General features: G+C 72.3%; 9 protein-coding genes. 4 read left to right on the top strand and 5 right to left on the bottom strand.

What is annotated here, in order from left to right:
- The first annotated feature begins 16 nt into the window (after nucleotides 1-16).
- Together AC3YNX_RS02385 and AC3YNX_RS02380 are read left to right on the top strand one after the other, a co-directional pair.
- Nucleotides 17-1,372 carry an HNH endonuclease signature motif containing protein gene (locus AC3YNX_RS02385; protein WP_489994490.1) on the top strand — a complete coding sequence of 452 codons (1,356 nt, stop codon included), beginning with the start codon at nucleotides 17-19 and terminating at the stop codon, nucleotides 1,370-1,372.
- Between the two features lie 301 nt (nucleotides 1,373-1,673).
- The gene (locus AC3YNX_RS02380; RefSeq protein WP_489994967.1) at nucleotides 1,674-2,204 is read left to right on the top strand and encodes a hypothetical protein; all 531 of its coding nucleotides are present in this window, start codon (nucleotides 1,674-1,676) and stop codon (nucleotides 2,202-2,204) included.
- Nucleotides 2,205-2,225: 21 nt separating this feature from the next.
- Here the strand turns inward: AC3YNX_RS02380 and AC3YNX_RS02375 are convergent, their stop codons facing one another.
- Nucleotides 2,226-4,592: a glycoside hydrolase family 65 protein gene (locus AC3YNX_RS02375; RefSeq protein ID WP_127784952.1), complete on the bottom strand. Its 2,367-nt coding sequence runs from the start codon at nucleotides 4,590-4,592 to the stop codon at nucleotides 2,226-2,228.
- Nucleotides 4,589-5,347, bottom strand: a complete 759-nt coding sequence (locus AC3YNX_RS02370; protein ID WP_489982001.1) for an HAD family hydrolase — start codon at nucleotides 5,345-5,347, stop codon at nucleotides 4,589-4,591. The genes AC3YNX_RS02375 and AC3YNX_RS02370 overlap by 4 nt, the downstream gene beginning before the upstream one ends.
- A gap of 161 nt (nucleotides 5,348-5,508) precedes the next feature.
- On the opposite strand from AC3YNX_RS02370, the gene AC3YNX_RS02365 reads away from it, so the two are divergent.
- Nucleotides 5,509-6,987: a bifunctional aminoglycoside phosphotransferase/ATP-binding protein gene (locus tag AC3YNX_RS02365; RefSeq protein WP_489994489.1), complete on the top strand. Its 1,479-nt coding sequence runs from the start codon at nucleotides 5,509-5,511 to the stop codon at nucleotides 6,985-6,987.
- 18 nt (nucleotides 6,988-7,005) lie between these two features.
- On the opposite strand, the gene AC3YNX_RS02360 is transcribed toward AC3YNX_RS02365, so the two are convergent.
- Nucleotides 7,006-9,474, bottom strand: a complete 2,469-nt coding sequence (locus AC3YNX_RS02360) for a putative bifunctional diguanylate cyclase/phosphodiesterase (RefSeq protein WP_489994488.1) — start codon at nucleotides 9,472-9,474, stop codon at nucleotides 7,006-7,008.
- Nucleotides 9,475-9,718: 244 nt separating this feature from the next.
- Here AC3YNX_RS02360 and AC3YNX_RS02355 point away from each other — a divergent pair, with 244 nt between their 5' ends.
- A complete protein-coding gene (locus AC3YNX_RS02355) occupies nucleotides 9,719-10,120 on the top strand; it encodes an Hsp20/alpha crystallin family protein (protein WP_489994487.1) in 402 nt (133 codons plus the stop codon).
- Here AC3YNX_RS02355 and AC3YNX_RS02350 read toward each other — a convergent pair.
- Together AC3YNX_RS02350 and AC3YNX_RS02345 are read right to left on the bottom strand one after the other, a co-directional pair.
- Nucleotides 10,110-11,573 (bottom strand): glycosyltransferase, encoded by a 1,464-nt coding sequence (locus AC3YNX_RS02350; protein ID WP_489994486.1) that lies wholly within the window; start codon nucleotides 11,571-11,573, stop codon nucleotides 10,110-10,112. The genes AC3YNX_RS02355 and AC3YNX_RS02350 overlap by 11 nt on opposite strands.
- A 75-nt stretch (nucleotides 11,574-11,648) precedes the next feature.
- Nucleotides 11,649-12,638, bottom strand: coding sequence for an Acg family FMN-binding oxidoreductase (locus AC3YNX_RS02345; protein ID WP_489994485.1), 990 nt, complete (start codon nucleotides 12,636-12,638; stop codon nucleotides 11,649-11,651).
- Between the last annotated feature and the right edge of the window lie 12 nt (nucleotides 12,639-12,650).

Genomic DNA, 12,650 nt, shown 5'->3' with positions numbered 1-12,650 from the left:
GTTCTATGATTCGAACATGAGTTCGAACGGTGTGGCGGTGGCAGCGGAGGACCTCCCTGACGAGGTCGCCTCCTTGCTGGCTGAGCATGCCGCGGTGATGGGGCGACTGCAGCAGGTGCCGCTGGCCGGTCTGTCCGATGCTGGGGTGTTGACGGTGTGCCGTGAGGTGGAGCGGGTGCACCGGATGAAGCCGACGGTCGATCATCGGTTGATCGTGGAGATAGAGTGCCGTTCCCTGGCCACGGTGTTCCTGGCTCGCGGGACGGCGGGGTTGCTGTCGGAGGTGCTGCACCTGGACATGCAGGAAGCACGAGCCCGGGTGCGGGCTGCGCAGCTTCGTGGGCCACGCACCTCTTTCTCGGGTGCGGATCTCGGACCGCTGCAGCCCGCCACTGCCACCGCCGAAGCCGCTGGTGAGATCTCGCCGCGGCATGCCGACATCGTCGCCAAGACGATGCACGACCTGCCTGCCTCGTTGGACGCCGAGACCATCGGCCTGGCCGAGCAGACGCTGGCTGCGCAAGCCTGCGCGTTGCGGCCCTCCGAGCTGGCCAAGGCCGCGGAGCGACTGGTGGCCTACCTCGATCCCGACGGGCGGGAAACCTCCGAGGTGGATCGGGCCAGGCGGCGCGGGTTCAGCATCGGTAGGCCGCGCCCGGATGGGATGAGCCGCATCAGCGGTGAGCTCGACCCGATGACCCGCGCCCTGGTGGACGCGGCGTTCTCCGCCGCCGCGCGGCCCGTCACCGAGGACGGGGTGGCGGATCCGCGCAGTGCCGCACAGCGCAACCACGACGCGCTGGCCACGTTGTGTCGCAACGCATTGGCGGGCGGTGAGCTGCCCAGCAACCGCGGGCTGCCAGCAACGGTGGTGGTGACCATGGGACTGGCCGATTTGGAGCGCCGAGCGGGCACGGCCAGTACCGCCTCCGGCGGAACGGTGCCGGTGCGCGACGTGCTCCGCATGGCCGCGGACGCGAGGTGGCTGCCCTGCGTGCTCGACTCCGCCGGCCAGGTCCTGCACCTGGGCACCGGGCAACGACTGGCGTCCTCGGCGCAACGGTTGGCCCTGTACGTCCGAGACCGCGGCTGCACCCGGCCCGGCTGCGAGATGCCCGCCCAGTGGACCCAGGTCCACCACCTGCACGAGTGGCAGCACGGCGGCCCCACCGACCTAGCGAATCTGGCCCTGGTCTGCCCGTTCGACCACCGGCTCATCACCCACGAAGGCTTCACCGTCCGCATGGGCACCGGCGGCCGGGTGGAGTGGATCGCACCCCGGCACGTTGATCCACAACAACGACCACGCACCAACCCGATCCACCACCCACCCGACCTCAGCGACCCGGACCCGCCCGCGGCATGCGGGTAGCGCGGGCGGGCAGATCCGTGCACATCTCCACCTTCGTTGTTACGGTGTAATCATGTAACAACGACGAATGGAGAAGCTCATGCGCCACCACCAGCACAGGGTCAACCGGTCCGGCCTCGACGGGCCACGCCGCTTCCGGAAGGGGGAGCCGCCGGAGGAGCCCTTCGACAACGAGGGCGGCCCGGGCCCCGGGCGTCGTCGGGGTGGAGGTCCGCGGGGCGGTCACCGTGGTGGCCCCCACGGACGCCCCGGCGGAGGCGGACGGGGCTTCGGCCGGCGTGGCGGCTGGCAGCAGGCCGACCTGCCGGACGCCAGCGACGCCGGGGCCTGGCTCAACGGCAGGCTGCCCGCCGAGTGGTTCACCGGTGCCCCCACCGTCACGGTCGACCGCGAGGAGATCCTCGTGGTGGGCGAGCTCGACCCGCCCGACCTGGCCGAGCACCAGGCAGCCGCTCCGGGCGCTGCCGACCCCAAAGCAGCGCAGGCCGCGGCCGAGGGACGGATGAGCCGCTTCCGGGAGGACACCCGCGGCGAGCGGATGGCGATCGCCGCGGAGGCGGAGGCACGCTACGGCCGCACGCTGTCCTGGGGCGTGCGCATCGGTGACGTCGAGCGACTGTTCACCCACCTCTCGGTTCCCGTGATGACTCGGCTGCGCCAGCCCGAGCGGCAGGTCCTGGACACCCTGGTCGACGCCGGCATCGCCCGGTCGCGCTCCGACGCCGTGGTCTGGGCGGTCCGGCTGGTCGCCGAGCACACCGACGACTGGCTCGAGCAGCTCCGCGAGGCCATGAGCACCGTGGACAAGCTTCGTGCCGAAGGTCCGCAGTAGGGCGGGGCGAGCCACCGCGAGCTAGCTGGTCCTGGGCCGCGGCTCGTGCCGCCGCATCGGCTCCCGACCCACCGGCTGCTGCGGTGGCTCCCGCTCCGGGGGCGGAGCCACCGCCCGCGTCACGGGCTGGCCGGCCGTGAGCGTGAGCGACGTGCCGAAGTGGGTGATCTCCAGCGGCTCACCCTCGACCACCAGGTAGGTGGCGCTGTCGGGCGTCACCTCCACCGACATCCGCCGGTGGCGCAGCACGATGTGGAACTTCAGCCGGTGCATCCCGCTGGGCAGGCGAGGGCTGAAGTGCTGCACGGCGGTGGCCTCCCGCATCCCCCCGAAGCCGTACACCAGGGTGATCCACGACCCGGCCAGCGAGGCGATGTGCAACCCGTCGCGGGTGTTGTGCTCGAGGTCCTTGAGGTCCATCAGCGAGGCCTCGCCGAGATAGTCGTAGGCGAGGTCGAGGTGACCCAGCTCGGCCGCCATCACTCCCTGCGTGCACGCCGAGAGCGAGGAGTCACGCACCGTCAGCCGCTCGTAGTAGTTGAAGTTGCGGCTCTTCTCGTCGTCGGTGAACATCTCGCCGCGCAGCTGCATCGCCAGCACCAGGTCGGCCTGCTTGATCACCTGCTTCCGGTACAGGTCGAAGTACGGAAAGTGCAGCATCAGCGGGTAGTCGATGGGGCGGGTGCTGGCGAAGTCCCACACCTGGTGCTGGCTGAAGGACTCCGCCTGCAGATGGATTCGCAGCTTCTCGTCGAAGGGCACGTACATCGCCAGCGCCGCGGCCGTCCAGTCGGCCATCTCCTCGCCGGAGACCCCCATCTGCTTGGCCCGATCCGGGTGCGCACCGGCCACCTCGGCCGCGAACTGCAGGTTCTGCTGTGCCATCAGGTTGGTGTAGAGGTTGTCGTCGGCCACCGCGCTGTACTCGTCGGGCCCGGTCACCCCGGCGATGCGGAACTCGCCCCCAGGTCCGTAGTGCCCCAGGCTGCGCCACAGCCGCGCGGTCTCCACCAGCAGGGGCAGCCCGACGAACTGGCTGAAGTCGACGTCGCGGGTGTTGCGGAGGTAGCGCACCACCGCGTCGGCGACGTCGGCGTTGACGTGGAAGGCGGCGGTGCCCGCCGGCCAGTAGCCCGAGCACTCGCTGCCGTTGATGGACCGCCACGGGAACGCTGCCCCGGCCAGGCCCAGCTGCTGCGCCCGGGTGGTCGCCCGGGTCAGCGTGTTGTAGCGCCACAGCAGGGCGTTGGCCGCAGCGTCGGGCTGGGTGTAGGTGAGCACCGGCAGCACGAACATCTCGGTGTCCCAGAAGGCGTGCCCGTCGTAGCCGGTGCCGGTGAGGCCCTTGGCCGGAATCGCCCGCCCCTCCGCCCGTGCCCCCGCCTGCAGCACGTGGAACAACGCGAAGCGCACGGCCTGCTGGAGCTCGGGATCGCCGTCGATCTCCACGTCGGCGCGGTCCCAGAACGTCTCCAGGTAGCGCTGCTGGTCGGTGAGCAGGTCCTCCCACCCGGTCTGGCGGGCCGCCGTGAGCGCCGCCCCCACCTGGGCGCGCACCCCGGGCAGCGACCGCTCGGCCGACCAGCCGTGGCTGACGTACTTGACGAACCTCAGCGACTGCCCCTTCTTGAGGTCCACCGCCAGGGTGACCCGCCCCAGGTTGTCGGTGCTCTCCGAGCTGAGCTGGTAGGTGGGGGGATGCAGCACCTCGTGGTCCATCGCCGCACCCACCCGGATGCCGCTGCGCCGGGTGCGGTGCACGGTGTCCACTCGGGCGCCGAGCGCCTCGTGCCGCTCGGCCACCAGCACGTTGTCCATCGCCACCGCCACCCGTGGATCGCCCACCGGCCGAGGCAGCTGCTCGTTGGTGACCAGCTCTGACTGCACCACCACGCGGGCCGGGCCGTCCACCGGCTCCACCTCGTAGTAGGTGGCCGCGATGGAGCGCTGGGTGAACGACACCAGCCGGGTCGTCTTGATCCGCACGGTGCGCCCGGTGGGGGAGGTCCACTCCACGCTGCGGTGCAGCACCCCGTCCCGGAAGTCCAGCGTCCGCTCGTGGCTGTGCATGCGGCCGTAGCGGATGTCGAAGGGCTCGTCGTCCACCAGCAGCCGGATCATCTTGCCGTTGGTGACGTTGATGATGGTCTGCCCCGACTCCGGGTACCCGTAGCCCGCCTCGGCGTAGGGCAGCGGGCGCAGCTCGTAGACGCCGTTGAGGTAGGTGCCGGGCAGCCCGTGCGGCTCACCCTCCTCGAGGTTGCCCCGCCAGCCCACGTGTCCGTTGGCGAGCGTGAACACCGACTCGGTCTGGGCCAGCACGTCCAGGTCCAGGTTCTTGGCGTGCAGGCACCACGGATCGACGGTGAACTCCGGGTGGTTGATCAGTCGCGACACAGCAGCTCCCCCAGGTCGGTGACGACGACGTCGGCCCCGTGCTCGCGCAGGGCCTGGGCCTGCCCGACCCGGTCCACGCCGACCACCAGGCCGAACCCGCCGGCGCGTCCCGCGGCCACCCCGGCCAGGGCGTCCTCGAACACCGCGGCCTGCAGCGGCTCCACCCCGACGGCCTTCGCGCCGGCCAGGTAGGTGTCCGGTGCGGGCTTGCCGGCCAGGTGGCGCTCGGCCGCGGTGACCCCGTCGATGCGCGCGTCCACCAGGTCCTGCAGGCCCGCTGCCACCAGCACGTCGCGGCAGTTGGCGCTGGAGGACACCACCGCAGTGCGCAGCCCGGCCTCCCGCACCGCCTGCACGTAGCGCACCGACCCGGGGTAGGGCTGCACTCCGTCGTCGTGGATGCGGCGCAGCACGGCCCGGTTCTTCCGGTTGCCCAGCCCGTTGACGGTGTCGGCCGTCGGTGGGTCGTCCGGACTGCCCTCGGGCAGCGTGATGTCGCGCGAGCGGAGGAAGGTGCGGACCCCGTCGGCGCGGGGCCGGCCGTCGACGTAGCGGTCGTAGTCGGAGCTGGTGAACGGGCGGTAGCCAACCCCCTCCCGCTGCTGCAGGAAGGCGTCGAACATCTCCCGCCAGGCCGCCTCGTGCACGGCGGCGGTCTGGGTGAGCACGCCGTCCAGGTCGAACAGGCAGGCGTGCACGCTGGGCGGCAGCCCCAGCGGGGGTCGTGGCTCCGGGTCGGTGGGCATGACGCTCCTCCCGCGGGCGGTGCGGGGACCCACCCGTCCCGCCAGTATCGCCCCGGTGCGGCAGTGCGTGCAGCGGCTCGGCCACGGATCCACCACTGGCGCCTCCGGTGCGCCAGACTGGCAGGGCACCCATGGCCGAGACGTGCCGGAGGAATCAGACGATGTCGAGCTGGGCCGCCCCGTTCGCCGAGGTCCGGGAGACGCACTCCGGTGTGGTCGTGCTGGTGGGAGAACGTGCCTACAAGGCGAAGAAGCCGGTCACCACCGGGTTCCTGGACTTCAGCACCCCACAGCTGCGCGAGGAGGCCTGCGCCCGCGAGGTGCAGCTGAACCAGCGGCTGGCCCCGGACGTCTACCTCGGGGTGGCCCACCTCAGCGATCCGGCCGGCGGCCCCGCGGAGCCGATGGTGGTGATGCGCCGGATGCCCGAGGACCGCCGGCTGTCCACGCTGGTCACCGCCGGCCACGACGTGCGCGACCAGCTGGCCGAGCTGGCCCAGCTGCTGGCGGACTTCCACCGCAAGGGCCGCCGCGGACCGCAGGTGGACGCCGAGGGCACCGCCGAGGCGCTGCAGCAGCGCTGGCTGGCGAACCTGCGGGAGACCCAGCCGTGGGCCGAGGAGCTGTTGCCGCCGGGTTCGCTGGAGACCGTCGGCCTGCTCGCCACCGGCTACCTCGACGGGCGGCAGCGGCTGCTGGAGCGACGCATCGGGGAGGCCTGCATGGTGGACGGCCACGGCGACCTCATCACCGACGACGTCTTCTGCCTGGAGGACGGTCCACGGGTGCTGGACTGCCTGGACTTCGACGAGCGGCTGCGGTTCGTGGACGTGCTCGACGACGTGGCCTTCCTGGCGATGGACCTGGAGTTCCTCGGCCGGCCGGACCTGGCGGGGCTGTTCCTGCAGCGCTGCACCAGCGCTGCCGCCGCACCGCCGCCGCCGACGTCGCTGTACCACCACTACCTGGCCTACCGGGCGTTCGTGCGCACCAAGGTGGACTGCATCCAGCACAGCCAGGGTCGCGCCGGCGCGGCGGCCGACGCCCGCAGGCACACCGAGCTCGCCCTGGCCCACCTGCGCCGCGGCACGGTCCGCCTCGGCGTGGTCGGGGGCCTGCCCGGCACCGGCAAGTCCACCGTGGCCACGGCCTTGGCCGCCCAGGTGGGCGCAGTGGTCATCTCCAGCGACGCGGTGCGGGCCGAGCTCACCGAGCGCGGGCAGCTGTCGGGGGAGGCGGGCACCTTCGGCGCGGGACGCTACCGCCCGGAGGCCACTGCGCTGGTGTACGACACCATGCTGCGCCGGGCCGAGGCGTGCCTGGAGCTGGGGGAGTCGGTGGTGCTGGACGCCTCGTGGACCGACGACAAGCACCGGCAGGCCGCCACTGCACTGGCGTCGACGACCACCTCCGTGCTGGTGCAGCTGCGCTGCGTGGCGCCGCCGGAGCTGGCCGCTGAACGCATCCGCACCCGCCGGCCGGGGTTCTCCGAGGCCACCCCGCAGACCGCGACCGCGATGGCGGCTGTCGCCGACCCGTGGCCGTGGGCAGTGGAGCTGGACACCAGCGCCGACCTCGCCCGGACCACCGACGCGGCAGTCGCCGCCTGGACGGCCACCGAGCACGCCGAGCACGGCTAGCGCCCGGCCCACCCGCCGCTAGGGGCGGGTCGCGCGCACCGTGTCCAGGGTTGCCGGGTGCTGCGGGGACGGGGCGGGACGGCCCCACAGGTAGCCCTGGCCGTGCACCGTGGTGGGCAGCGCAGCCAGCTGCTCGGCGGTCTCGATGCCCTCCACCACGCAGTCCAGCCCCAGGTTGGCTGCGAGCGTGGTGATGGCCAGCACGATGGTGGCGCTGGTGCCGTCGGTGCCCATCCCCGCGGTGAACGACCGGTCCACCTTCACCGCGCTCACCGGCAGCATCGCCAGGTGCCGCAGGCTGGCGTAGCCGATGCCGAAGTCGTCGATGGCGATGCCCACGCCCAGCTTCCGCAGCTCGGCCAGCTGGCGCAGCGTGGACGAGCCCGCCTCCAGCAGCACCGTCTCGGTGAGCTCCAGCGTCAGGTCGGTGGGCTGCAGGTTGCGCTCCTCCAGGGCGGCGCAGATCAGCCGGGGCATGTCTGCGTCGCGGGCCTGGCGGCCGCTGAGGTTGACCGACACGGTGGCTGCCGCGTGCTCGGGGTGGTCGCGGCGCCACTGGACCAGCCCGTCCAGGGCCAGGCCCAGCACCCGCTCGCCGAGGCCGGAGATGAGGCCGGTCTCCTCGGCCACCGCGATGACGCTGTTGGTGTCGACCGGGCGACCGTTGGCGTCGGTGAGCCGGGCCAGGGCCTCGAAGCTGACCAGCGCACCGGTGCCCAGGTGCACCATCGGCTGGAACGCCACCGACAGCCCAGGCCGGTCGCCGGGGGCGGTGGTGAGGGCGGTGTGCAGCGCCTGCTCCACCCGCCCCCGCTCGATGATGTCCGCGCGCAGCCGGTCGTCGAACACCTCGAAGCGGTTCTTGCCCCGCTGCTTGGCCAGGTACATCGCGGCGTCGGCGTCGCGCAGCACCTCCTCGGCGGCGCGGTTGCGCCCGGCGAAGGTCATCCCCACGCTCACCGAGATGGCGTGCTCGTTGCCCTGGTGGACGAAGGCCTCCGACAGGTCGACCCGGATGCGCTCGGCCAGCATGGTGGCCACCTCGCGGGTGCGCATCGGCTGGCTGTCCTCCGGTGGCTCCAGCACCACCACGAACTCGTCGCCACCCACCCGGGCCACGGAGTCGCCCTTGCGCAGCACCCGCCGCAGCCGCTCGGCCACCTCGATGAGCAGCACGTCGCCGGCCGCGTGGCCCTCGGTGTCGTTGACCCGCTTGAAGCCGTCGAGGTCGCAGAAGAGCACGGCCACCTCGTCGCCGGCACGGTCGGCCCGGTTGACCGCAGAGGTGATGCGGTCCAGCAGCAGCGTGCGGTTGGGCAGGCCGGTGAGCGGGTCGTGCAGCGCGGCGTGCTGCAGCCGCTGCTCCGCCTCCACCAGGTCGGTGACCTCGCGGATGACCGACAGGGCGCGCACCGGCAGGCCGCTCGCGTCGCGGCCGAACGGCGTGGTGCGTCGGGAGATCCAGTGCTTCTCCCCGTCCGGGCCGTGCAGCGCGAACCGGTCGGTGAGGGTCTCCCCGTCGGCCAGGTCGCGGATGGCCTCGTTGATCGAGGACAGTCGGAGGCGGTCCTCCGAGGCCAGCAGGTCGCGCAGCAGCAGCCCCTCCCGGGCCTGTACCTGCTCCGGGCTCCACCCGACCAGCGCGAACGCGTCGCGGGAGGCCCACTCGAGCTCGCCGGTGGCGAGGTTGCTGATCAGCGTGATGTCCGGCGAGGTCGCCAGCACCGCCTCGCTGAAGGCGTGTGACTCCTGCAGCTGCTGGTGGGCGGCTCGCTCGCTGGTGACGTCCTCGGCGATGAAGAGCACGCCCACCACCGTCTCGCTCTTGTCGCGCAGCGGGCGGACGTGGTTCTGGTAGGTGCGCCCGTTGGTGTCGCTGACGAAGTCGAAGTCGGCGGGCGTGCCCTCCAGCGCCGCCTCGAAGTACGGGACGTAGGCCGCCAGCAGCCGGCCGGACATGACCTCGGAGACGAGCTTGCCCTCCAGCTGGGTGGCGCTCAGCGACGTCGCGGCCGCATCCCCGGAGAGCCCACCCCCGGCGGCGAGCAGCACCCGCTGCTTGCGGTCGAGCATGTAGATCTGCGTGTTGGGCAGGTTGGCCGCGAGCTGGCGGTAGTTGCCCTCGCTGGACATCTCGAACATGGCGGGGCTGCGCAGCAGCACCCCGTAGGACCGGCGCAGCGTGAGGTAGACGATGCCGACCGCCGCGGCGAAGGCGTCGATGGCCACGCCGTGCCAGCCGCCCATCACCTCGCGCACCGCCTCGAGGTGGTGCGCCGAGTGGTGACCGGTCGTCAGCATCCCCAGCGCCATGTGGCCGTGGTGCAGGCAACAGCTGAGGAAGATGAACGAGGTGGCCAGCGCCAGCCGGTTGGCGAACAGCTGGCGGGTCTGGACCAGTCCCTTGAGGATGGTGCCGGCGATGCCCAGGTAGGCCGCGGCGGTGACGAGGTTGAGGATGACGACCCACTGCCACCCGCTCAGCACGCGCCGGCTCCCTCGGTGGTCGGGCAGGCGCCAGCGAGCCTTGCAGTCACTGGGAGATCCTTCCGACGTTGCGACACCATGCTGTGGACAGGTGTAACCCTATGGCACACCTAGGTTTTCGGCCTCAAGGCGGCGGGGACGCGCGACGGTGGTGGCCGCACAGCAGCGATCGGGGGACCGTGGAGGTGCCGGGCCGCGTCCACCGGGGCCGGAGCAGGTCACCGTCCTGACGAGAGGAACGACCATGACGTCACTCGCACCCACCCAGCGGATGCTCCCGAGCCTGGCAGCCTGGCTGGAGAGTCCGTGGCTGGACTCGGAGTTCAAGCCGGTGCGCATCGAGGAGCGCAGCAAGGACGGCAGCTACGTGGTGCGCGCCGAGCTGCCGGGGTTCGACCCGGAGAACAACATCTCGGTCACCGCACAGGATGGTGTGCTGACCATCAGCGCGGAGCGCCAGGAGTCGCACAGCGACAACGACCGCAGCGAGTTCAGCTACGGGTCGTTCCGTCGCAGCATCGCGCTGCCGCAGGGCGCGGACACCGCCAAGATCTCCGCCACCTACCAGGACGGGATCTTGGAGATCACCATGCCGCACGACACCGAGCCGCAAGAGAAGAAGGTGAAGATCGAGGTCAAGAAGTAGCCGGCTCCGCGCCGGGGCCGAGCAGCGCGAGCAGGGTCGTCACCCACAGCTCGAGGTGGGTGTCGCCCAGGAACTTCTCCCGCACGCGCTGCTCGGCGCCCCGGCCGAGCTGGTCGGCCAGGGCCGGGTCGTCGAGCACGCGGCGCAGCGCCGCCCCGAAGGCCCCGAGGTCGCGAGGGTCGTCGAGCAGGATGCCGCTGGTGCCGTCCACGATCTGCGCCTGGATCCCGCCGACCGCGCTGGCCACGACTGGCCGGCCCTTCCACATGGCCTCGGCCACGGTGAGGCCGAAGCCCTCGGCCAGGCTCTTCTGGGTGATCACGGTGGCGTGCCGCTGGATCGCGTTGACGATGGCAGCGTTCTCGTCGATGTCGGCCATCGGCAGGCAGGCCAGGTGGACGCGGGCCCGGATCCAGTCGGGCAGCTCGCTCCACTGCTGCATGCAGGCCAGCAGCACCGCCCGGGCCTCCGGGTCGTCAGCCACCCCGGCGACGGCCGGCCCGGCCAGCAGCAGGTGCGCGGGGGTGTGCGGGGCGACGAGCTCGGCGAAGGAGCGCATCACGCCGCCCATGTCCTTGGCGTGGTCCCAGCGCGAGATCTGCGCCACCAGCGGCGCGTCCACCGGGGCCGGCGGGCCGGCCTGCAGCGCGTCGACGCAGCGGTCCACCCGGTCGGGCGAGCCGTCGGTGCGGGTGAAGGTGGGCAGTGACGTCGCGTCGGGCGCGCCCTGGACCACCCCGGTGTGCACCAGGATGGCGCGCACCTGCTCCGGGGACAGGTAGTGGTTCTTGGGGCTGAAGGGGTCGATGGAGGGTGGGATGGCGCTCACCTGGTCGGGAGCGAGCCACGGCGGGGCGAACGCGGGCAGGGTGACCACCACCCGGTCGACCTGGCGCAGGTAGGGCTCCAGGAAGGCCCAGCCCGTGGCCGAGAAGTGGTTGGGGTGGTCGATCCCGATGTGGCAGCGCCAGAGCGCGGTCGCCCCCAGCTCGTGCACCGCGTCGACGAGCCCAGCGGTCTGCGGGTCGTGCAGCACCACCACGTCACCGGCGCGCACCACGGCACGCAGCTCCTGGGCGCTGGGCGCCAGCGTGGCCTCGTACAGGGCGTGCTCTGTCGTGCCCAGCTCCCCGCCGTCGCCGGCGAAGCCGTAGATGTTGTTGTGCACCCGCTTGGTCACCGCGAAGAACTCGGGCGGGCCGGGGATGACCAGCCACCGTGCGCTGACCCCGACTCCGCGGGCCCAGCCCAGCAGCGCGCGGAGCATCTCGGCGACGCCACCGCCCTGGGCGGTGGAGCTGACGTTCCAGATCGCCGGGCGGCCGAGCTGGTGCTGCAGGTCGTCGGCCACCTCCGTGAAGTACGCGACCCGCTCGGCGCCGAGCACCGGGGTCAGCCGCTCCGGCGGGAACGCCGGGATGGTGACCTCGTGCAGCCCGCTGACGGCGGTCACGGGAGACGGTCCTGCGCGTGGTGGCTCATGGGTCGCCCTCTCCTCGTCGGTGCTGCCGAGCTGGTGTCGGGTGCGCTAGCCCTGCGTGGTGACGGTGTCGGTGAGGGGTCTGCGCGGGGTGCGCGGAGCGGGGAACTCCTCGGTGACGGGCTCACCCACCCGCACCATCACCTGCGGCTCACCCTCGCCGTCCAGGGCCACCAGGCGGGCGAGGTTGCGGACGACCGGGGACTCCGACACCTGGCTCAGCGTGCACGTGGCGAACCCGTCCAGGGTGGCCTGCAGCAGCACGGCCGACAGCGTCTCGCCCGAGCACAACCAGTCGACCTGCTGGTCGGTGTGCGTGCTCAGCACGCAGAACACCGCGCCGTCGTCCTGCGCCGGCGGCGACGCGAGGTCGCCGGGCTGGCCGGCCCGACCGGGCACCGCGCCGGGCACGGTGCCGGTGGAGGGCAGGTTCCCGGCGGGGATCCCCTCCCCGGAGGCCACCGAGGTGTGCGTCCAGCTGGCCAGCTCGTCCCGGTAGCGCGGGTCGTTGCGCTGCACCGCGTCGGCGTGGCCCAGGCCCACCACCAGCTCGTCCCGGCGGGTGGGGTCGGTGATCAGCGTGACCTGCACCCGCGGGTCGCGTGGCACCTGGGCGACGTCGGCCAGGGTGGTCTCGGGAACCACCACGGAGCGGAACGGACGCCGGTCGGTGTGCCGGGCCTCGGCGGCAGCCACCAGGGCGATGGCGTCACGGTCCGGCTCGGTCGCCCGGTGCAGCTGCATGGTGGCCAGGTGCAGCGGCTCCCCGGGACGAGGCAGGCGGGTGATCTCGCTGCGCCAGCCCATCGCCAGGAACGCCACCCGGGCGTGGTCCAGCGCCGCGCCGCAGCTGATCGTCATGTCCCGGCCGTGCGGGTCCACCACCGTCAGCTGCCGCCCGGGGTCGGCGTACAGGTCGACGGTGCGGCCCTGCACCCGCCAGCTCCAGGGCTGGGTGTTGAGCACCGAGGGTGCGCGCGAGGCCACGGCGAGCGCCTCGCGAGCCGTGGCCAGGTCCAGCTGATCCGCGTCGACCATGCCGGGACTCCT

The sequence above is a fragment of the Rhodococcus sp. Z13_19A genome, assembly GCF_058133575.1.
This window is presented reverse-complemented; position numbering and strand designations above follow the sequence as displayed.